Consider the following 20001-nt stretch of genomic DNA (forward strand, 5'->3'; position numbering starts at 1 on the left):
CCGAAGGCTGCGATCTTTTGATTTTGATCTGAATCAGTACCCAAACTTGTCCCGCAATCCGTAATACCAGGCACCCAATGCCGCAAACGGCGTGCGCAGCAATTGCCCGCCCGGGAACGGGTAGTGAGGCAGGTCGGCGAACGCGTCGAAACGCTCAGCCTGGCCACGTAGCGCTTCAGCCAGCACCTTGCCCGCCAAGTGCGTGTAGGTCACGCCATGGCCGCTGCAGCCTTGTGAGTAATAGATATTGTCGCCCAGGCGCCCAACTTGCGGCAGGCGTGACAGGGTCAGCAGGAAATTGCCGGTCCAGGCGTAATCGATTTTCACGTCCTTGAGCTGCGGGAACGCCTTGAGCATCTTCGGTCGGATGATCGCCTCGATGTTTGCCGGGTCCCGTGCGCCATACACCACGCCACCGCCGAAAATCAGGCGTTTATCGCCGCTCAGGCGGTAGTAGTCCAGTAAATAGTTGCAGTCCTCGACGCAGTAATCCTGAGGCAGCAGGCTTTTCGCCAACGCATCGCCCAAGGGTTCTGTAGTGATGACCTGTGTGCCGCAAGGCATCGACTTGGCGGCCAATTCCGGCACCAGATTACCCAAGTACGCATTGCCAGCCACGATGATGAACTTTGCCCGAACCTTACCCTGTGGCGTGTGCACGACCGGGTTTGCGCCGCGCTCGATCCGCACCGCAGGCGATTGCTCATAAATCGTGCCACCCAGTGACTCAACCGCCGCCGCTTCGCCCAGCGCCAGATTGAGCGGGTGAATATGCCCGCCACTCATGTCGAGCATGCCACCGACGTATTGATCGCAAGCCACTACTTCACGGATCCGTCGTTGGTCCAGCAACTCAAGTTGCGTATGACCGAAGCGCTCCCACAGGCGCTTTTGGGATTCCAGGTGGCCCATCTGCTTGGCGGTGATGGCGGCGAACACGCCACCGTCCTTCAGATCGCACTGGATGTTGTACTTGGCAACCCGCTCCCGAATGATCCGCCCGCCCTCGAACGCCATCTGGCCCAACAGTTGAGCCTGCTTGGGTCCGACGCTGCGTTCGATCACATCGATATCGCGGCTATAACTGTTGACGATCTGGCCACCATTGCGCCCCGACGCGCCAAACCCCACCTTCGCCGCTTCCAGCACCGTCACCCGGAAACCGTTCTCCAGCAGGAACAAGGCTGAGGAAAGGCCGGTATACCCGGCACCGATCACACAGACATCCGTCTCAACGTCATCCTGTAAAGCTGGGCGCGAAGGCGTCGCATTGGCCGATGCGGCGTAGTAGGACTCTGGGTAGGGAGTGTTCGCCATCCTGCTGCCTCTGTTTAATATATTTTACGAGTGCATCGATCCTACCCGAGTTGAAAATCTCCCGCCAGCCACCGGAAAATCTTCTTTGCGACCACAAAATTAAATATTTTGCATATTCATAGGGTTAGCTCAAAAAAAGGTGTTGACACCCCTCCGGAATTCCGTAGAATGCCGCCTCACAGCAGGCACGTAGCTCAGTTGGTTAGAGCACCACCTTGACATGGTGGGGGTCGTTGGTTCGAGTCCAATCGCGCCTACCAAACAAAATCCGCTCTGCTGGGCGGTCTAGAAGGGCTCACCGAAAGGTGGGCCCTTTTTTGTTGCCTGGCGTTTGGTGCTTGTACAGAAGCCCTTCGCGCAGTGTAGTCGACGCAGGAAACACAAATGACCGATGAGATTGATATTCCCGAGCCCGAGCATGACCACCTGCTCGATCTCGAATTCCATGACATAGAGTCATTCGCCGAGGCAGATGCTCAGGCGATTTATGACGATGAGCACGACGTGGATGATGACGTCGATTATCTCGATCAGTTCGATCAAGACGGTTGAGTTTCCAGGGGTTTGACGGCACCTACGTTGCCCACAGAGCCCATTCATTCATGAAAGAATGTCGGCTCAATGCCTTCGAATGAAAACCAATTCTATTTGTCATTGAACTGTCGGCGCCTAATTGCGTCCAACCCGTAAATGTCCACGCGTTTCGCTGATTTTTGAGCGGGAGAGTGTTGAATGGGGAGGCGAGCGATGATCAAGTTCCTTGCGGCTTATCTGTCTGTTTGCCTCTTGCTTCAGTGGACGGTGGTGGAAGCGTCCCCGTGGATTGCATCTCACGTGCTTCTCAGATGGATCCTCTAGCCTGATATGCATGTCACCGACCTGATGGCTGAATCACCGCCGTCACATCGCCATTCAGGCGTAGAATGGTATGCGCTATCTCATCCAAAGGAGTCGATCATGATCTCCGACCCTGTAAGCAAGCCATCGTCCGACAGCCAAGCCGTTTGGGATCAATACTTCTGCGCCGCGCTGATTGCCGAAAGCAATCTGACCGCACCCGTTGTCGGTGGCGCTACCCATGAAGACAGGCAGAATTTATTGATCGAGAGGGCCAAGGCCCTTGCCGACAAAATGATGGACACCAGAAAGTGAACAGAGCCCAGCCATTGCGCTGGGCTCTGTGCATCTAGGCCCTGTTCACCCATGCCTCAGGCAATCAGTTCGACCTTCCCGGTTGCCAGACGATAAACACCTCCCACTATTTTCAACTTGCCGCTGCCGAGCGCGTCGGTTAGCAGTGGGGTGGCTTGCTTGAGGCGTTCGACCGAATTTTTCACATTTTGCGCTGTAGCGTTGGCCACCAGGTCCCCGGGCTGTTTGATCACTTGCTCGATTGACGGCTTGAGCGCGTCTGTCAGCTTCGGGATTTGCCCGGGGAAGACCGTATGATCCTTGACGGCTTTGATGCCGGCCTCGATGGCACCACAGCTCTCATGCCCCAAGACCAGAATCAACGGTGCGCCAAGCACAGCGACCCCGTATTCGAGGCTCGCGAGGCCTTCCTGCGTGACGAAGTTACCGGCGACGCGGATAGCGAAAAGGTCACCCCGCGCGGTGTCAAATGCATATTCGGGGGCGATGCGCGAGTCGGAACAGCTTAGGACGGCCACGAACGGGTTCTGGCCTGAGACCAGAGCTTCACGTTCGTCCTTGAAGTCGTGCGTTTGCGAGTTGCCGCTGACATAGCGTTCATTGCCTGCTATCAGTCTTTTCAGCGCCTCGTCCGGGCTGATGACGTTTTTCGGTTTGGGGGGCGTTGAGGTTTTTTCGGCTGCTTGAAGGATTTGATCGGGCAAGGTTCCGGCGAGTAACAGCGCGCCGGCTCCTAATCCGGCAAGGCGAAGAAAGCGACGACGCTCATTGTTGTTTGAAGCAGAGTTTGAATCACATGATTTACACATGATTTTATTTACTCGGTTCAATGCGGTGGGGGGAATGCGGTTGGGGTAGTGCGTTTGCAAGGACATTTCGCACTGGCGTATTGGAGTCTAGTTGGTCCCTTAAATGCCATGTCTTATCCGACCTGTGGGAAAGTCTGCCTGAGTCGAACCCGCGCAGTTGCTGGTCATTGGGCATATGCAATACAGCGATTGATGAGCTACTACTGACAGGCTTGATCAATTTGATCCTGACAGGAGTTTCTCGATGCTGGCTCACTGGCTTTTTGCGGCGCTTCACCTATTGGCGTTTGGCCTGGGATTCTGGGCGGTGCTGACGCGAGGCACGAATTTTCGGCGCTTAGCCAAAAACGTGGGGGAAGCTCGCAGCGTGTTGATCGCGGACAATCTCTGGGGCGTTTGCGCGCTCATTCTGCTGGTCACGGGTGGGATGCGGGCTTTTGGCGGATACGAAAAAGGCACGGATTATTACCTGCATCAACCGTTGTTCCACCTCAAGATGACGCTTTTCGTGCTGATTTTGCTGCTTGAAGTGGCGCCGATGCTGACGTTGATCAAGTGGCGAGTGGCGTTGGCCCGTGGTCAGGCAATCAACACTGGACGCGCGACACTGTTTGCGCGGATCAGTCATCTCGAAGGGGGGCTGGTGTTGCTGATGGTTATCGCGGCCAGTGGCATGGCGCGCGGTATTACGTTCGGCTAGGCAGTGCGATTGGGCGCCAGTGTTACGCGGTGGAGGGTTGATGCGTGAAAGGAGGGCGTCGCGACACATGAATCTTTAGCCAGCCATCGTTCCGGAGCGAACGGGCTGGCTACCGACTGCATCAGGATTCAGGGGTTTGCGGTTTGGCCGGGGCGGTCAGGCCAGCCTGAATGCGCTGATAAATTTCTTCGCGATGCACGGCAACATCTTTCGGGGCGTTGATGCCAATCCTGACTTGCTGGCCGCTAACGCCGAGGATGGTGATCGTAATGTCATCACCAATGTTTATGCTTTCACCGACTTTGCGGGTGAGTATCAGCATGGTCTTCTCCTTGATTGCTTTGTGGGGCACCTGATTCGGACAGTGCAGAGGTCGGTGGTATGTATAGATTAGTGCGAAGTTTCACGGTTTGGGTGCCTCTTTCTGACGTGCAGATGCAGCATTAATTCCCAAGGCGTAACTATACAGAGGCCGCAACCATCATTCTCGTTGTTTTGCGCCCATTTTGCGGCACTCGGGAAGTATTCATGAGTGTTAAAATCCTCGCTTTAAGCATTCTGAGGGAATCGCAGTGCGCAAAATGGTCTTGGTAATGGCGATACTGGCGCTGGTGGGATGCGGTGAAGGCAAGCGGGCCGAGGCGCCAAAGCCTGCGCCTGCAACAGCCGCCGTTCCTGCGCAGGCAACAGGGCCGCAATGGGATCTGGAAATACGAGGTGAAACACCTCAAGCCGTCAGCGACCTCAGCGGCTGGTTGATCGAGCATAACTTCATGTCCAATGTCGTCCGCGAAAACGGTAAGGTCCGCGTATTGATGGGGCCGTTCAACTCCAAAGCTGAAGCCGAGGCCAAGCAGGCGGAAGTGGCTGCAGCCATCACCCGGGCGAAGAAGCAGAACATAGAGCTATTGGTTCTAGAGCATCCGGTCGCTCAATAACAAAGTCGTTGTCTAGAAATACAAAGGCCTCGGGATTTCAACCCGAGGCCTTTGTGTATTCAGCAGACGGTCAGCCGCAGGTTTTCAGGTTAACAGGCCCGACAAACTCGTTGCCGCGCCCCATGACGCAGGCCACGCTCTGATTGCGCTGACGCTCCCAGGCTTGAACCGGGTAGGTTTTGTCCCAGGCTTCATACAGTTGCCGATCCTGTTTCGACAGGCGCAAACCGTACTGCTTGCTCATATAGAAATATGTCCGGGCGATCATGCCGCGAATGGAAGGGCGCGGCATGACCTTCTTTGCCTTGAAATCGATTTGAGTCAGGCACGAGCCATATTGACCCGATTGTTCCGGCAGCCAGCCGAAACTGAAGTTGCTGCGGTCGCCGTTCACCTCGCCGATGCTGGGTACCAGGTTATGCAGGTCCGCTTCAGCCTTCTGGTAAATGGGGTCGTAGCGCGTACAGTTCTTGCGTCCGCCTTCCTGCCAACACTGGCGCTGATGACCAATCTGCCAGGCCGGCACAATGTGCTCCCACTCAATGCGGGCAGCGCGCTTGGCATCTTTACGCGGCACATAACCGCAAGCGGCCAGGTTCACCCGATTGCCCGTATATTTACAGCCGCAATAGAACTCGGTGGATTGTGGGGCGTACAGCTTTGCAGCCACTTTCTTGGCTTCGCTGAAAGTGCGCGGCGCGTCGGCCTGGGCGCTCACGGCGAACAGCAGGAACAGCAAAGCAAAACAACGGACACTCATTGACTCAGTCTTCCTTCGGCACTACCCAGAAAATCTGCACACCGCCGTCGTCGCGATAGGCGAGGGTGACGTTGTCGTTCTCGTCGATCTCTTCGAGCAAGCGCTCCCACTCATCCATGGGTTCGTCCGGAAGACGGAAAATCAAGGCTGCCTTGGCCTTCTGAGCGGTGGGGGAGTTGATGATTTTCTGAACGCGCAGGCCCATGCGGACATAGGCGTCAGGTAAGGCGGAGGAGTTGTCCACGGAATTATCCTTATTAAGCTGTACGTGCATACAGTATTTAACTATAGGCTTTTTCGCAACTGCTTAAAATTCAAGAGAATCCTCTGACCGCAAATTTTTCCATTTGGGGGTGGGATTTTTATCAGGAGGGTGTTGGAGTCCACTCGCCAGGGCTGGCGAGTGGTGAAAACGCTGTGCGATCGGAATCGCTTGAATGAGGGCGACTCAGTATTCCCAGAACATCCGTTGCAGCTCTTTGCTGTCGTTGGTCTTGGTCAGGGCGACCATGGCCAGGATGCGAGCCTTTTGCGGATTCAGGTCGTGGGCGACAACCCAATCGTATTTGTCGTCAGGCTGTTCTGCGTTACGCAGTACGAAGCCGCCGGCGTTGACGTGGGAAGAGCGAATGATCTGCACGCCATCCTTGCGCAGGGCTTGCAGGCTTGGAACGACCCGCGAAGAGACCGAGCCATTGCCGGTGCCGGCGTGGATGATGGCTTTGGCGCCCGACTGTGCCAGTGCCTTGTAAGCCGTGTCGTTGACGTTGCCGTAGGAATAGGCGATTTCCACGTCAGGCAGGCTCTTGATGTTCTTGATGTCGAACTCGGAGCCCATGGTGTGGCGCTTGGCTGGCAGGCGGAACCAGTAGGATTTTCCTTCAACCACCATCCCGAGTGGGCCCCAGGCGCTTTTGAATGCCTCGGTCTTGATGTTGATCATTTTGCTGACATCACGGCCCGACTGGATCTCATCATTCATGGTCACCAACACGCCTTTGCCGCGTGCTTCTTTGCTACTGGCCACAGCCACGGCGTTATACAGGTTCAGCATGCCGTCGGCCGACATCGCGGTACCCGGGCGCATGGAGCCGACCACGATGATGGGTTTGTCGGTTTTTTCCACCAGGTTCAGGAAGTAGGCGGTTTCTTCCAGAGTGTCGGTGCCATGTGTAATCACGATGCCATCGACGTCATCACTGTCGGCCAGTTCGGCCACGCGGCGACCCAATTGCAGCAGGTTGTCGTTAGTGATGCTTTCGGACGCGATCTGCATGACCTGTTCACCACGAACATTGGCCAATTGGCTCAGTTCCGGAACGCCGGCAATCAGTCTGTCCACGCCGACTTTCGCCGCTTGGTAGGTCGCACTGTTGGCGGCGCTGGCGCCCGCGCCGGCAATGGTGCCGCCGGTGGCCAGGATCACCACGTTTGCCAGTTTTTGTTGGGTTTCAACTTCTTTGGCCTGAAGGGCGGTGGGCAGGAGCAGCAGGAGGGCCAAGGCGCCCGGGACAAAGGTTTTCAAAGCAGATGTCATTATTTTTCTCTCTAGTGGTGACGGTGCTGATGCAGGTTCATCTAGAAGCACCCCAAACGAATCTGATGGCTCGGGGTGCGGGAGAAGAGCAGGATCTGTACCAGTCATGTTTTGCGTCGAGAAAAACGCTCAACTCACTGATTTGTTTAGATATTTAAACAATTTGTGTAGTGAGGCGCGATCAGGAATGTCCGGATTTCCGAATATCTGTCATTTTTGCGTTCGGCTCACCGAAGGCAGGATCGTGAATCTGCGCTAAAGAATCCGTTACGCAGGTCGATCCTTCCTTCAGGAATCTTTTTACAGGGAGTTCACATGTCGTTGACGGTCGGTTTTCCAAATACATACACGATCAATATTGGCGGTAAACCACCCGCAACCGTCGAAACATTGAATGAAGCGGCGTCTGATACCGCGCAGCATCCGTTGGGCCAGGTGGCGGGCGAGGAAAAGGCCGTTGGAGGCGTTCCTGGTTCTGAAGCCGAAAACGAGAGCACTCAAAGCGTCGCGGTCAAGACGCTGCTCAAGCGGATGCAAGAGCTGCAGCAGCAACTGCGTGAACAACAGAGGCAATTGGCCGCCACGCAAGCAGCAGAGTTTCCAACGCCCGAAGCCAAGGCGACGGCGGTGATGGCGATTCAGAGCCAGATTGCCGATACCTCGGCAGCGCTGTCGCAAGTGACCGCAGCCTTGGTGAAGGAGCTAACCAAGGCCGCCGGCACAGGAAGTGTGATCAGTACGACGGCATGATAAAAAAAGATCTACGCCTCTCAACCCGATGGCCCCATCAATGGGGTTTTCGGTCGTTGACAAATTTTGGCAAGGTTCGCATAGTTCGATCAACGCAAACGTTTGCGATGTGCTCATGTTGGACAAAAACCATCAACGAGTACCAAGCAGCTTACGCCGGCGCAAGTGTTGCTCAAAATAATCATAAGATCGGAGTGAACCCATGAAGCTGCCATTTGCTGGACGTCTTCTTGCTGTCGCTATGCTGGCTGCCGCCTGCGTCGCGCTGCCTGTCTCTTCGGCCTTCGCCGAATCTGCGGAAAAACCCAAGGTTGCGCTGGTCATGAAATCCCTGGCCAACGAATTCTTCCTGACCATGGAAGACGGCGCCAAGGCTTACCAGAAAGACCACTCCGGCGAATTTGAACTGATCTCCAACGGTATCAAGGACGAAACGGATACTGCCAATCAGATCCGTATTGTCGAGCAAATGATCGTCTCCAAAGTCGATGCCTTGGTCATCGCACCGGCTGACTCCAAGGCCATGGTGCCAGTGATCAAAAAAGCGGTCGATGCCGGTATCACCGTGATCAACATCGACAATCAGCTTGATCCGTCAGTGCTCAAAAGCAAAAACATCAGCGTTCCGTTCGTGGGCCCGGATAACCGCAAAGGCGCGCGCCTGGTGGGTGAGTACCTGGCCAAGCAGCTCAAGGCCGGTGACGAAGTGGGCATTATCGAGGGCGTGTCCACGACCACCAACGCCCAGGCCCGTACTGCCGGTTTCAAGGATGCAATGGAGGCCGCGCAGATCAAGGTGGTGTCGGTTCAGTCCGGTGATTGGGAAATCAACAAGGGCAACCAGGTAGCTTCCGCCATGCTCAGCGAATACCCGCAGATCAAGGCCCTGCTGGCCGGTAACGACAGCATGGCGGTCGGCGTAGTGTCTGCAGTGCGCGCCGCGGGCAAGGCCGGCAAGGTGCAAGTGGTCGGTTACGACAACATCAATGCCATCAAGCCGATGCTCAAGGACGGCCGCGTGCTGGCCACAGCCGATCAGTTTGCCGCCAAGCAAGCTGTGTTCGGCATTGAGTCTGCGCTGAAAATCATCAAGGGCGAGAAGGTCGACAGCGCCAACGGTGTGATCGAGACTCCGGTAGAGCTGGTTACCCAGTAATCATCTGGCGACTCAACGGTGCTCGCCTGTCCGGGCGAGCGCATGGAGATTTTTATGCCCGTTCGCCCTCCGAACGCTGTCCTTTCGGTCAGCGGTATCGGCAAGACCTACGCCCAACCGGTCCTGACCGGCATCGACCTGACGCTCATGCGCGGTGAAGTGCTGGCACTGACCGGTGAGAACGGTGCAGGTAAAAGCACGCTATCGAAGATCATTGGTGGGCTGGTTGCGCCAACCACGGGTCAGATGCAATTTCAGGGGCACGATTATCGCCCCGGCAGCCGGGCCCAGGCCGAAGCCCTGGGTATCCGCATGGTCATGCAGGAATTGAATCTGCTGCCGACCCTGTCGGTGGCGGAAAATCTGTTTCTCGATAATTTGCCGAGCAATGGCGGCTGGATCAGCCGCAAGCGATTGCGCAAGGCTGCAATCGAAGCCATGGCCCAGGTCGGGCTTGATGCGATCGATCCGGATACCCTGGTCGGTGAGCTTGGCATCGGTCACCAGCAAATGGTGGAGATCGCCCGCAACCTGATCGGCGATTGCCACGTCCTGATTCTCGATGAACCCACAGCGATGCTCACCGTCCGTGAAGTCGAGATGTTGTTCGAGCAGATCACCCGCCTGCAGGCCCGTGGCGTATCGATCATCTATATCTCCCATCGCCTCGAAGAATTGGCCCGGATAGCCCAGCGCATTGCGGTGTTGCGTGACGGCAACCTGGTGTGCGTCGAGCCGATGGCCAATTACGACAGCGAGCAACTGGTCACCTTGATGGTCGGTCGTGAGCTTGGCGAACACATTGACATGGGGGCGCGCAACATCGGCGCTCCAGCGCTGACGGTCAAGGGCTTGACCCGCGCTGACAAGGTTCGCGATGTGTCCTTCGAAGTGCGCGCCGGCGAGATCTTCGGTATTTCCGGTTTGATCGGGGCAGGTCGCACTGAATTGCTGCGCCTGATCTTCGGCGCGGATACCGCCGACAGTGGCACGGTTGCGCTGGGTTCACCGGCACAGGTTGTCAGTATCCGTTCTCCGGTGGATGCCGTCGGTCATGGCATCGCCCTGATCACCGAAGATCGCAAAGGTGAAGGGCTGCTGTTGACGCAGTCGATCAGTGCCAACATCGCGCTGGGCAACATGCCGGCCATTTCCAGTGGCGGGTTCGTCAGCAATGGCGACGAAGCCTCCCTGGCCCAGCGTCAGATTGATGCCATGCGCATCCGCAGCGCCGGCCCGACACAATTGGTCAGCGAGCTATCCGGTGGTAACCAGCAGAAAGTGGTCATCGGTCGTTGGCTAGAACGTGATTGCTCTGTGCTGCTGTTCGACGAACCGACCCGGGGTATCGACGTCGGTGCCAAGTTCGACATCTATGCGCTGCTCGGTGAACTGACTCGCCAAGGCAAGGCGCTGGTGGTGGTCTCCAGCGACTTGCGCGAGTTGATGCTGATCTGCGACCGGATCGGCGTGTTATCGGCAGGACGCCTGATCGATACTTTCGAGCGTGACCGCTGGACTCAGGATGACTTGCTTGCAGCCGCATTTGCGGGCTACCAAAAACGTGATGCGCTGCTCAATGAGGCAGCGCCTAGGGATTTTCCATGAAAACCGCATCTTTAGCCGGCAAACGCAGCGGCAACTTCTATGGCCTGGGTACTTACTTGGGCCTGGCCGGTGCGTTGCTGGCGATGGTTGTACTGTTCTCGTTCCTGAGTAGCCATTTCCTCTCTTACGACACGTTCAGCACATTGGCCAACCAGATTCCGGACCTGATGGTTCTGGCGGTGGGTATGACGTTCGTATTGATCATCGGCGGCATCGATCTGTCGGTGGGCTCTGTGCTGGCGCTCGCGGCCTCAACGGTCAGCGTGGCGATTCTCGGTTGGGGCTGGGGTGTTCTGCCGGCTGCGTTGCTCGGCATGGCGGCCGCCGCACTGGCCGGGACCATCACTGGCTCGATCACCGTGGCGTGGCGCATTCCGTCGTTCATCGTGTCCCTCGGCGTGCTGGAAATGGCCCGGGGTGTGGCGTATCAGATGACCGGCTCGCGCACGGCCTACATCGGCGATGCCTTCGCCTGGTTGTCGAACCCGATCGCCTTCGGGGTTTCGCCGTCGTTTATCATTGCCTTGCTGATCATATTCATCGCCCAGGCTGTGTTGACCCGCACTGTGTTCGGTCGCTACCTGATAGGCATCGGTACCAACGAAGAAGCAGTACGCCTGGCGGGGATCAACCCCAAACCCTACAAAATCCTGGTTTTCAGCTTGATGGGCTTGCTAGCCGGGATTGCCGCGCTGTTTCAGATTTCGCGCCTGGAAGCGGCGGACCCGAACGCTGGCTCCGGCCTGGAGTTGCAAGTGATTGCTGCGGTGGTGATTGGTGGCACCAGTCTCATGGGAGGGCGTGGCTCGGTCATCAGTACGTTCTTCGGCGTGTTGATCATTTCCGTGCTGGCCGCTGGCCTCGCGCAGATTGGCGCAACCGAGCCGACCAAGCGCATTATCACCGGTGCGGTGATCGTGGTCGCGGTCGTGCTCGACACCTATCGCAGTCAACGTGCAAGTCGGCGGGCCTGAGTCATGGCAACGATCAAAGATGTGGCAGCACTCGCGGGAATTTCCTACACCACGGTTTCCCACGTGGTGAACAAGACCCGGCCGGTCAGCGAAGAGGTGCGGATCAAGGTCGAGGCGGCGATCAAGACGCTGGACTATGTACCCAGCGCCGTGGCCCGATCCCTCAAGGCCAAGACCACGGCCACCATCGGTTTGCTGGTACCCAACAGCCTCAATCCTTATTTCGCTGAGCTGGCCCGGGGCATCGAGGATTACTGCGAGCGCAATGGTTACTGCGTGATCCTCTGCAATTCGGACGATAACCCGGGCAAGCAGCGCGGCTACCTGCGCGTGTTGCTGGAAAAACGCATCGACGGCCTGATCGTCGCATCGGCGGGCGGTGATAGCGGGTTGGCGCAGGGGCTGGCAGGTGTGCGTACACCGATGGTGATCGTCGATCGCGCACTGGAAGGAGTCGATTCGGACCTGGTGCGCATCGATCATGAATACGGTGCCTACCTGGCGACTCGACACCTGCTGGAGTTGGGGCACCGCGACATCGCCACGATCAGTGGACCGGCGTCCACCAGTGTGGCGCAAATGCGTCTGGCCGGTTTCCGTCGGGCGCTGAAGGATGCGGGCATTGAAGTGCCAGATGAGCGCATGCTGGAAAGTGACTTCACAAGCACCGGTGGTTACAACGCCGCTGCGATCTTGCTGGACCGCGATCCGCCCAGCGCCATTTTCGCTGCCAACGACATGATCGGTATTGGCGTACTGCGCGCTGCAGCCGAGCGCAACGTACGAGTGCCGTCGGAACTATCGGTGATCGGCTTCGATGATATTCAGATGAGCCGCTATGTCTATCCCGCGTTGACGACCGTCGGCCAATCCATTTTGCAGCTTGGCGAGATGGCCGCCGAAGTCCTGCTCAGAAGAATCGCCAAGCCGGACTTGCTGACCGAACAACGGATCGTGACACCCAGCATTGTCATGAGGGAATCGACCGCGCCGTTGGCGGGTAACTTTGCCGAATACCGCTGAAGCCGAATGAATGAGTAGCAATGTATGCCAGCAAAAGTAGTGGTTATAGGCAGCTTGAACATGGACCTGGTGACCCGGGCGCCGCGCTTGCCACGGGGTGGAGAAACGTTGATCGGCCATTCGTTCACCACGGTATCCGGTGGCAAGGGGGCGAATCAGGCCGTGGCTGCCGCTCGACTGGGTGCGCAGGTTTCGATGGTTGGCTGCGTGGGGCGGGATGCCTACGGTGAGACGCTGCGGGGTGCCTTGCTGGCCGAGCAGATCGATTGTCAGGCCGTCAGCGCTGTGGATGGGGCCAGTGGTGTGGCGCTAATTGTGGTCGACGACAATAGCCAGAATGCGATCGTTATTGTTGCCGGTGCCAACGGTGCGCTGACGCCAGCACTGATTGGTTGTTTTGATTTGGTCCTGCAGGCTGCCGACGTGATCATCTGCCAGTTGGAAGTACCGGATGCCACAGTGGGGCATGCGCTCAAGCGCGGTCGGGAACTGGGCAAGACCGTGATCCTCAATCCGGCGCCGGCCAGTCGTCCATTGCCTCCAGATTGGTACGCGAACATCGATTATCTGATTCCCAACGAGAGCGAAGCCTCGGCATTGAGCGGTTTGCCGGTGGACTCTCGGCAAACCGCGCAGGTCGCGGCGACTCGCCTGATCGAGATGGGCGCCGGCAAGGTCATCATCACCCTCGGTGCCCAAGGATCGCTGTTCGCCAATGGTCAGGGTTTTGAGCATTTTTCTGCCCCGGCCGTGAAGGCTGTCGACACCACGGCGGCCGGTGATACGTTCGTCGGTGGTTTTGCCGCCGCCTTGGCGGGCGGAAAAAGCGAAGCCGAAGCGATCCGTTTTGGTCAGGTCGCCGCCGCGCTATCGGTCACGCGGGCTGGCGCGCAACCTTCGATTCCCCACTTGTCAGAAGTCCAGGCGTTCAAGGCATCATGAAAAAGACACCGTTGCTCAATGTTGCACTGTCGCGTTTGATCGCCTCCCTTGGTCATGGTGACAAAGTGGTGATCGGCGATGCGGGGCTGCCAGTGCCGCCTGGTGTAGAGCTGATCGATCTGGCCTTGACGAGAGGTATTCCGGATTTCGTCAGCACCTTAAAGGTTGTGCTCAGCGAAATGCAGGTCGAAAGCCATGTGCTGGCCTGTGAAATCCAGGAAAAAAATCCATCGGTCCTGTCGAGCCTGGACGGTTTGAATTCCGAGGGGGCATTGGGGCCGCGTGAATGGCTCAGTCATGAGCAATTCAAGATTCTTAGCGGGCAGGCTCGGGCGATTGTAAGGACTGGCGAATGTCAGCCGTACTGCAATGTCGTACTGATTGCCGGAGTGACCTTCTAACTCGTTCCTTTTACGTTATTTCCAACTGCTCGGAGCCTGCTGCTTTTGTCCATGATTACCGCAACCGGCGCTCACGCGGCGCAAAAGATCGACCTGATCATCGATACTGACCCGGGTGCCGACGATGTGGTTGCCCTGCTGTTTGCGTTGGCATCGCCGCAGGAATTGAACGTCCGCGCATTGACCACTGTCGCCGGCAATGTGCGATTGGAAAAGACATCGCGTAATGCGAGGCTGGCCCGCGAGTGGGCTGGGCGCGAGGAGATACCGGTCTATGCTGGCGCGAGTGAACCGCTGGTGCGCAAACCTATCTATGCCGAGGACATTCATGGCAAGGAAGGGTTGTCGGGCATTGCCGTGTATGAGCCCAGGAAAGGGCTCGCCGAGGGCAACGCAGTCGAGTACCTGATCGATACCCTGATGACGGCCAAGCGACACAGCATCACCATTGCCATGCTGGGGCCACAGACTAACCTGGCCCTGGCACTGATCCGGGAGCCGGAGATTGTTCAAGGCATCAAGGAAGTGGTGGTCATGGGCGGTGCGCATTTCAACGGTGGCAACATCACACCGGTGGCCGAGTTCAACCTGTTCGCCGATCCGCAAGCGGCGCAAGTGGTACTCAACAGTGGTGTAAAACTGACCTATCTGCCGTTGGATGTGACCCACGAGATCCTCACCAGCGACACGCGCATGCAGCAGATCGCCGCATTGAACAACGATGCCAGCAGGCGGGTGGTTGATATTCTGAATGAATACATCAAGGCCGATATGGAGCACTACGGTCTGCCGGGTGGCCCGGTGCACGATGCCGCGGTCATCGCCTATCTGCTCAAACCGCAGTTGTTCAGTGGGCGTGCGGTCAATGTGGTGATCGACAGTCGCGAAGGACCGACCTTTGGCCAGACCATCGTCGACTGGTATGACTGCCTCAAGTCGCCGAAGAATACCTTCTGGGTTGAAAGCGCCGACGACCAGGGTTTCTTCGATCTGCTGACCGAGCGACTGGCTCGCCTGAAATAGTCCTCAAGTCAGTGCCTGTGCAGGGTATTACTCTTGTGTCGATTGCTCTGTGCCGTGGTTTGTCGGGTACTTTTCGAAAATCTGCTCGATGAAGGATTGGGCCGCCTCGGTGCCCAGTTCCTTGACCAGCAGGTCGATAGCGATGATTGCGAGCTCCTCCAGGCTACCAGGGCTGTAGGAGCTGTGGCCTTCTGGCCATCTGGCTTTGATGTCGGCGTCGATGCTTACGATGGTCATGAGGGCGCTCGCGCAGTTGGGGAGATCGGGAGCGTCGAGTTAACCATTTTGCGGCGCCTTTGACACTCCGACTTAGGCATGAATGGGAGGCTATGCGACACTTGGTTTTTGAAAGCCTTTGAAGGACAACGCTGTGCAGATCGATTTGAACACCCCTGACGGCTTGACCCTTGAAGCCGTACGTCAGCTGTTGGCATCGGCCAGCGACGATGAACATACGCAATTGCGTGTGACCAAGGGCGGCATTGCCTATATTTCATCGGGGATCGTGGGTGGCACTGATATCGACGGCTTGCTGTTTCGTCTGGAAACTTGGGCCAAGGGTTCCGGCTACGTCGGGCTGGTCGCGGCCAGTGAAGAGGTTTGGGTCATGCAAATTTTCAATGCGCTGAAGCAGAACTGGCCGAAACCGGCTTTCGACTACATCGACGTCTATTGAGCGCCGCTCATATTCAGACACGATTGAAGGGTGAAGAGCAGGGCGATGCTCAGGCAAACTTGCCGTTTGTTTGCGCAGAAAGGACAGGTCACTTGTTGTCCTTGTGAAACCAATCGCCGGAATGGCGGTCGCACGATCTCAGCTTATCTCTCGAAAAAAGGAGGCTTCATGCCTTGGAAGCTCGCGTCATTGGGTGCTTTGTTGGGTGCTGCCCTGCTGGCCGGTTGCAGCACTGCCAGTACTGAATCGGCAACAGACCCTGTAACGACGACTGACACAGGTCACAGCCGTTGTGAGGCCAAAGCGGCCGAATTCACCATTGGCAAACAGGCTTCGCCCGAGTTGCTCGAGCAGGCGCGTACACGTGCCGGTGCACAGAATGCTCGATTCCTGCAGCCTAACGATATGGTGACGCTGGAGTACCGGTCCGACCGCTTGAACCTGAATACCGACGCCAATCGGGTCGTCACGCGTGTCAACTGCGGCTGATCGGCCAGGCTTTTGCGTTAACCATAAAAAACCCCGTCACATGGACGGGGTTTTTTTAGTGCGCCTGGAAATTACTCTGGGCGAACTTGAGCAGCTTGCATACCCTTTTGGCCTTTCTCAGCCACGAAGGAAACGGTTTGGCCTTCTTTCAGGCTTTTGAAACCGTCGCTTTCGATAGCTTTGAAGTGTACGAACAGGTCGTCACCGCCACCTTGAGGAGTGATGAAGCCGAAGCCTTTTTCATCGTTGAACCATTTAACGGTGCCGGTTTGGCGATTAGACATGGTGTATCTCCAAGAAACATATATTTTCAGTAGTACTGTGCTGCTCAGGCCAACTGGGCACACCCGGGTATCATAGTCGAAATGTTCGCTTTGGGAGCCCCCCGCGGTTGCTGTTTGCCCGATAGCCGCACATTCTTTGTTGCCTATTATGGCTGAAAGCCCCGGTTTAAAAGGCTTTCAGCCGAAAGTAAAGACGATAAAAAAAGCTGTAAAACCTGCATGAATCGTAGGTAAAAGCGCTTTTTACAGGCCATTCATCGGCTGAAAACACTTTTTAGCGCATTGTCAGGCTTATTTTTTTGCCGGATTTTGGGCTTTGCACTTGGAAATCTGGGTCAGGGCCTGTTGTTGAAATTCTGGGCTGGCTTTGTTGTCCATCAGCGATTGAATGTCGCTGGCCGGGTACGATTTGAGTGCGTCGGCGCCACACGCGCAGTGGGCTTTGGCCGCGGCTTCACCGATACTTTGAGCGGCCGCAGGAACGCACTGCGCCATGTATTTCTCGCGCAGGCCCTTGGGCCAATCGGCGTGTGCAGCTAACGGCAACAGCAGGACGATGGGGGCGACTACAGCGAACAAACGATTCAGACGCATGCCGGGATGCTCCTTGTGGGTCAATGTCTTGTTATCTGAGGGGGGAAACGGGGATTGAGTTCAGCACTCTGGCATAAATACACTGGATTTGCCCCGACAGAAAACCTCTGCAACGCCACGACTCACCATCTGTGCTAGCATGCCTGGCTCGAGCGCTAGCAGGCATCGGTCGACCTTCAGTCCCGTGTGCGGCAAATGCCGAATTAATCCTGATTTGAATCCCAGTCACTCTGGTTCGGTTTCCGGTTGGCCGCAAGGCTCCTGCCGCTGTAAGGCAGGCGTTCGTCATTGAATGGCCTGGATCGGATCTTGTACTGGCTCATCCCAACCCACGTGACCTTTGGTAGGGGTCACCACTAGGAGAGGAGGCGCCATGCCAACTATTACTCTTCCCGACGGCAGTCAACGCTCATTTGATCACCCGGTTTCCATCGCCGAGGTCGCCGCATCCATTGGTGCAGGTTTGGCCAAGGCCACTTTGGCCGGCAAGGTCAATGGCAAGCTGGCTGATGCCAGCGACATCATCGACAGCGACGCTACGCTGCAAATCATCACGCCAAAGGATGAAGAGGGGCTGGAGATCATTCGCCACTCTTGCGCCCACCTGGTGGGGCACGCGGTCAAGCAGTTGTACCCGACCGCCAAAATGGTCATCGGTCCGGTGATCGACGAAGGTTTCTATTACGACATCGCCTATGAGCGTCCTTTCACCCCGGACGACCTGGCTGCCATCGAACAGCGCATGCAGCAGCTGATCGAGAAAGATTACGACGTGATCAAGAAAGTCACTCCGCGCGCCGAAGTGATCGAAGTGTTCCAGTCCCGTGGCGAAGACTATAAGTTGCGCCTGGTCGAGGACATGCCGAACGAGCAGGCCATGGGCCTGTACTATCACGAAGAATACGTCGACATGTGCCGTGGTCCGCACGTGCCGAACACCCGCTTCCTGAAGTCCTTCAAACTGACCAAGTTGTCTGGCGCCTACTGGCGCGGTGACGCCAAGAACGAGCAATTGCAGCGCGTTTACGGCACCGCGTGGGCCGACAAGAAACAACTGGCTGCCTACATCCAGCGTATCGAAGAGGCCGAGAAGCGCGATCACCGCAAAATCGGCAAGCGCCTGGGCCTGTTCCATACCCAGGAAGAGTCGCCGGGCATGGTGTTCTGGCACCCGAACGGCTGGACCCTGTACCAGGTGCTCGAGCAGTACATGCGCAAAGTGCAGCGCGACAACGGCTATCTGGAGATCAAGACGCCTCAGGTCGTTGACCGTAGCCTGTGGGAGAAATCCGGGCACTGGGCCAACTACGCCGACAACATGTTCACCACGCAGTCGGAAAACCGCGACTACGCCATCAAGCCCATGAACTGCCCTTGCCACGTGCAGGTGTTCAACCAGGGCCTGAAGAGCTACCGCGAGTTGCCTATGCGTCTGGCTGAGTTCGGTGCGTGCCACCGTAACGAGCCATCGGGTGCGCTGCACGGCATCATGCGCGTGCGTGCGTTCACTCAGGATGACGCCCACATCTTCTGCACCGAAGAGCAGATGCAGGCCGAGTCCGCTGCGTTTATCAAGCTGACCATGGATGTCTACGCCGACTTCGGCTTCAAAGACATCGAAATGAAGCTGTCCACTCGTCCGGAAAAACGCGTTGGTTCCGACGAATTGTGGGATCGCGCTGAAGCCGCGTTGGCCGCAGCCCTTGATAGTGCGGGCCTGCCGTACGATCTGCAGCCGGGCGAGGGCGCGTTCTATGGTCCGAAAATCGAATTCTCGCTGAAAGATTGCCTCGGTCGCGTCTGGCAATGTGGTACCTTGCAGCTCGATTTTAACCTGCCTGTCCGTCTGGGCGCCGAATTCGTCTCCGAAGACAACAGCCGTAAGCATCCGGTGATGTTGCACCGTGCGATCCTGGGCTCCTTCGAGCGTTTCGTCGGAATTCTGATCGAGCACTACGAAGGTGCGTTCCCTGCGTGGCTGGCGCCGACCCAGGCAGTGATCATGAATATCACTGATAAACAGGCAGATTTTGTCGCCCAGGTCGAAAAAACTCTCAACGAAAGCGGGTTTCGTGCCAAGTCTGACTTGAGAAATGAAAAGATCGGCTTTAAAATCCGCGAGCATACTTTGCTCAAGGTTCCATATCTCTTGGTTATTGGGGATAAGGAAGTCGAGATGCAGACTGTCGCTGTGCGTACTCGTGAAGGTGCTGACCTGGGCTCGATGCCCGTCGCCCAGTTCGCTGAGTTTCTCGCGCAAGCGGTTTCCCGGCGTGGTCGCCCAGATTCGGAGTAATTATTATTAAGCGTGAAATGAGACAAGATAAACGAACTGCACCGAAAGCCCCGATCAACGAGAATATCTCGGCACGCGAGGTTCGGTTAATTGGCGCTGACGGCGAGCAGATTGGCATCGTCTCGATTGATGAAGCGCTTCGTATTGCTGAAGAAGCCAAGCTTGATCTGGTAGAAATCTCCGCCGACGCCGTCCCGCCTGTTTGCCGGGTGATGGACTACGGCAAATCGATCTTCGAAAAGAAGAAGCAGATTGCGGCGGCGAAGAAAAACCAGAAGCAGATTCAGGTAAAAGAAATCAAGTTTCGTCCAGGGACGGAGGAAGGGGATTACCAGGTAAAACTGCGCAACCTGGTACGTTTCCTGAGTGACGGGGACAGGGCCAAGGTATCCTTGCGATTCCGCGGCCGTGAGATGGCCCACCAGGAGCTGGGGATGGAACTCCTCAAGCGAGTTGAAGTTGACTTGCAAGAGTACGGTTCGGTCGAACAGCATCCTAAGATGGAAGGACGCCAGCTGATCATGGTCATCGCCCCGAAAAAGAAGAAGTAATCAACAGGGCACGGCAGGCCT

25 protein-coding genes and 1 tRNA gene are annotated in these 20001 nt (G+C 56.8%); 17 read left to right on the forward strand and 9 right to left on the reverse strand.

Translation table 11 applies throughout. From position 1 onward, the window contains the following. Positions 1-33: 33 nt before the first annotated feature. A complete protein-coding gene (locus tag ABTV22_RS09885; RefSeq protein ID WP_433739756.1) occupies positions 34-1317 on the reverse strand; it encodes an NAD(P)/FAD-dependent oxidoreductase in 1284 nt (427 codons plus the stop codon). 183 nt (positions 1318-1500) lie between these two features. On the opposite strand from ABTV22_RS09885, the gene ABTV22_RS09890 reads away from it, so the two are divergent. From ABTV22_RS09890 to ABTV22_RS09900, 3 genes are all read left to right on the forward strand, one after another. Further along, positions 1501-1577: transfer RNA gene (locus tag ABTV22_RS09890), tRNA-Val, on the forward strand. Between the two features lie 124 nt (positions 1578-1701). Beyond that, the gene (locus ABTV22_RS09895) at positions 1702-1869 is read left to right on the forward strand and encodes a hypothetical protein (protein WP_433739757.1); all 168 of its coding nucleotides are present in this window, start codon (positions 1702-1704) and stop codon (positions 1867-1869) included. Between the two features lie 405 nt (positions 1870-2274). After that, entirely contained in the window at positions 2275-2469 is a 195-nt protein-coding gene (locus ABTV22_RS09900; protein ID WP_433739759.1) for a hypothetical protein, read from the forward strand. Between the two features lie 56 nt (positions 2470-2525). Here ABTV22_RS09900 and ABTV22_RS09905 read toward each other — a convergent pair whose 3' ends face one another. Further along, positions 2526-3278 carry a carbonic anhydrase gene (locus ABTV22_RS09905; RefSeq protein WP_433741352.1) on the reverse strand — a complete coding sequence of 251 codons (753 nt, stop codon included), beginning with the start codon at positions 3276-3278 and terminating at the stop codon, positions 2526-2528. A gap of 244 nt (positions 3279-3522) precedes the next feature. Between ABTV22_RS09905 and ABTV22_RS09910 the strand changes: the two genes are divergently transcribed. Continuing rightward, complete coding sequence (locus tag ABTV22_RS09910; protein ID WP_433739761.1) at positions 3523-3978, forward strand: DUF2214 family protein; 456 nt, start codon at positions 3523-3525, stop codon at positions 3976-3978. Positions 3979-4099: 121 nt separating this feature from the next. On the opposite strand, the gene csrA is transcribed toward ABTV22_RS09910, so the two are convergent. Then, positions 4100-4300 (reverse strand): carbon storage regulator CsrA, encoded by a 201-nt coding sequence (gene csrA, locus ABTV22_RS09915; RefSeq protein WP_128608931.1) that lies wholly within the window; start codon positions 4298-4300, stop codon positions 4100-4102. Between the two features lie 250 nt (positions 4301-4550). Between csrA and ABTV22_RS09920 the strand changes: the two genes are divergently transcribed. Next, the gene (locus ABTV22_RS09920) at positions 4551-4916 is read left to right on the forward strand and encodes an SPOR domain-containing protein (RefSeq protein WP_433739763.1); all 366 of its coding nucleotides are present in this window, start codon (positions 4551-4553) and stop codon (positions 4914-4916) included. A gap of 70 nt (positions 4917-4986) precedes the next feature. On the opposite strand, the gene ABTV22_RS09925 is transcribed toward ABTV22_RS09920, so the two are convergent. From ABTV22_RS09925 to ABTV22_RS09935, 3 genes are all read right to left on the reverse strand, one after another. Then, the gene (locus tag ABTV22_RS09925; RefSeq protein ID WP_433739765.1) at positions 4987-5676 is read right to left on the reverse strand and encodes an endonuclease; all 690 of its coding nucleotides are present in this window, start codon (positions 5674-5676) and stop codon (positions 4987-4989) included. Positions 5677-5680: 4 nt separating this feature from the next. Further along, the gene (locus ABTV22_RS09930) at positions 5681-5950 is read right to left on the reverse strand and encodes a DUF1654 domain-containing protein (protein WP_433739767.1); all 270 of its coding nucleotides are present in this window, start codon (positions 5948-5950) and stop codon (positions 5681-5683) included. Positions 5951-6124: 174 nt separating this feature from the next. After that, complete coding sequence (locus ABTV22_RS09935; RefSeq protein WP_433739769.1) at positions 6125-7213, reverse strand: asparaginase; 1089 nt, start codon at positions 7211-7213, stop codon at positions 6125-6127. A 315-nt stretch (positions 7214-7528) separates the two neighbouring features. Between ABTV22_RS09935 and ABTV22_RS09940 the strand changes: the two genes are divergently transcribed. The 8 genes from ABTV22_RS09940 to ABTV22_RS09975 all read left to right on the forward strand — a co-directional run bounded on the left by ABTV22_RS09940 (position 7529) and on the right by ABTV22_RS09975 (position 15090). Beyond that, positions 7529-7963: a hypothetical protein gene (locus ABTV22_RS09940; RefSeq protein WP_433739770.1), complete on the forward strand. Its 435-nt coding sequence runs from the start codon at positions 7529-7531 to the stop codon at positions 7961-7963. Between the two features lie 202 nt (positions 7964-8165). After that, positions 8166-9119: a sugar ABC transporter substrate-binding protein gene (locus ABTV22_RS09945; RefSeq protein ID WP_433739772.1), complete on the forward strand. Its 954-nt coding sequence runs from the start codon at positions 8166-8168 to the stop codon at positions 9117-9119. A gap of 54 nt (positions 9120-9173) precedes the next feature. Continuing rightward, a complete protein-coding gene (locus ABTV22_RS09950; RefSeq protein WP_433739774.1) occupies positions 9174-10727 on the forward strand; it encodes a sugar ABC transporter ATP-binding protein in 1554 nt (517 codons plus the stop codon). Further along, the gene (locus tag ABTV22_RS09955; RefSeq protein ID WP_433739776.1) at positions 10724-11701 is read left to right on the forward strand and encodes an ABC transporter permease; all 978 of its coding nucleotides are present in this window, start codon (positions 10724-10726) and stop codon (positions 11699-11701) included. The genes ABTV22_RS09950 and ABTV22_RS09955 overlap by 4 nt, the downstream gene beginning before the upstream one ends. Positions 11702-11704: 3 nt before the next feature. Then, complete coding sequence (locus ABTV22_RS09960; protein ID WP_433739778.1) at positions 11705-12724, forward strand: LacI family DNA-binding transcriptional regulator; 1020 nt, start codon at positions 11705-11707, stop codon at positions 12722-12724. A 24-nt stretch (positions 12725-12748) separates the two neighbouring features. Then, positions 12749-13666 (forward strand): ribokinase, encoded by a 918-nt coding sequence (gene rbsK, locus ABTV22_RS09965; RefSeq protein ID WP_433739780.1) that lies wholly within the window; start codon positions 12749-12751, stop codon positions 13664-13666. Next, positions 13663-14067 (forward strand): D-ribose pyranase, encoded by a 405-nt coding sequence (rbsD, locus tag ABTV22_RS09970; protein WP_433739782.1) that lies wholly within the window; start codon positions 13663-13665, stop codon positions 14065-14067. Before rbsK ends, rbsD begins: the two co-directional genes overlap by 4 nt. A 51-nt stretch (positions 14068-14118) precedes the next feature. Further along, a complete protein-coding gene (locus tag ABTV22_RS09975; protein ID WP_433739784.1) occupies positions 14119-15090 on the forward strand; it encodes a nucleoside hydrolase in 972 nt (323 codons plus the stop codon). Positions 15091-15117: 27 nt separating this feature from the next. Here the strand turns inward: ABTV22_RS09975 and ABTV22_RS09980 are convergent, their stop codons facing one another. Further along, positions 15118-15327, reverse strand: coding sequence for a hypothetical protein (locus ABTV22_RS09980; protein ID WP_433739786.1), 210 nt, complete (start codon positions 15325-15327; stop codon positions 15118-15120). A 133-nt stretch (positions 15328-15460) separates the two neighbouring features. Between ABTV22_RS09980 and ABTV22_RS09985 the strand changes: the two genes are divergently transcribed. Both ABTV22_RS09985 and ABTV22_RS09990 read left to right on the forward strand, forming a co-directional pair. Continuing rightward, positions 15461-15766 (forward strand): hypothetical protein, encoded by a 306-nt coding sequence (locus tag ABTV22_RS09985; protein ID WP_433739788.1) that lies wholly within the window; start codon positions 15461-15463, stop codon positions 15764-15766. 168 nt (positions 15767-15934) lie between these two features. Continuing rightward, positions 15935-16255, forward strand: a complete 321-nt coding sequence (locus ABTV22_RS09990; protein WP_433739789.1) for an I78 family peptidase inhibitor — start codon at positions 15935-15937, stop codon at positions 16253-16255. A 71-nt stretch (positions 16256-16326) separates the two neighbouring features. Here ABTV22_RS09990 and ABTV22_RS09995 read toward each other — a convergent pair whose 3' ends face one another. After that, entirely contained in the window at positions 16327-16539 is a 213-nt protein-coding gene (locus ABTV22_RS09995; RefSeq protein WP_003179963.1) for a cold-shock protein, read from the reverse strand. Positions 16540-16830: 291 nt separating this feature from the next. Continuing rightward, on the reverse strand, positions 16831-17133 hold the full coding sequence (locus tag ABTV22_RS10000; RefSeq protein WP_433739791.1) for a hypothetical protein: 303 nt from the start codon (positions 17131-17133) through the stop codon (positions 16831-16833). A gap of 373 nt (positions 17134-17506) precedes the next feature. On the opposite strand from ABTV22_RS10000, the gene thrS reads away from it, so the two are divergent. After that, entirely contained in the window at positions 17507-19429 is a 1923-nt protein-coding gene (thrS, locus tag ABTV22_RS10005; RefSeq protein ID WP_433739792.1) for a threonine--tRNA ligase, read from the forward strand. Further along, positions 19429-19980 (forward strand): translation initiation factor IF-3, encoded by a 552-nt coding sequence (gene infC, locus ABTV22_RS10010; RefSeq protein WP_433741353.1) that lies wholly within the window; start codon positions 19429-19431, stop codon positions 19978-19980. The genes thrS and infC overlap by 1 nt, the downstream gene beginning before the upstream one ends. Positions 19981-20001 lie beyond the last annotated feature (21 nt).

Origin of the sequence: Pseudomonas putida (assembly GCF_050990305.1) — a bacterium.
In the GTDB taxonomy this organism is placed as follows: domain Bacteria; phylum Pseudomonadota; class Gammaproteobacteria; order Pseudomonadales; family Pseudomonadaceae; genus Aquipseudomonas; species Aquipseudomonas putida_AH.